Source organism: Dellaglioa sp. CoH-57-MRSF-18, from assembly GCF_056781995.1.
Genome location: NZ_JBXAXX010000264.1, coordinates 1 through 246, shown reverse-complemented (window position 1 = coordinate 246; position 246 = coordinate 1). Strand labels below are relative to the sequence as shown.

Annotated in this window: 1 protein-coding gene; it reads right to left on the bottom strand. The window is 59.3% G+C overall.

Annotation, left to right across the window (positions count from 1 at the left end):
* A partial coding sequence (locus AC1RPG_RS08925; RefSeq protein WP_481762628.1) for a hypothetical protein occupies positions 1 to 246 on the bottom strand: 246 nt, incomplete at both ends.

Sequence of the window (246 nt, the reverse complement as noted above, 5' to 3'; positions counted from 1 at the left end):
CACGATATCTTGCGCCAGCGTCATCAGCTTTCCCGCAATTTCGAGCAATTCTTCCTGCTGCGCACTCGGCGGAACAGTCACATGCATATGTGCCGTGTCGAACCGGATGCCCGGCTTACGGCCGCCGCCCGGCGCACGTTCGCGCGAACCCCGGCACACGGTAACGACCTCGTTGAGCGTCTTGAGCTTCAGCGGCTCGATTTTCTTAACGAGCGCATCGATCAACGGCTGTTTTTGCAGTTCGCC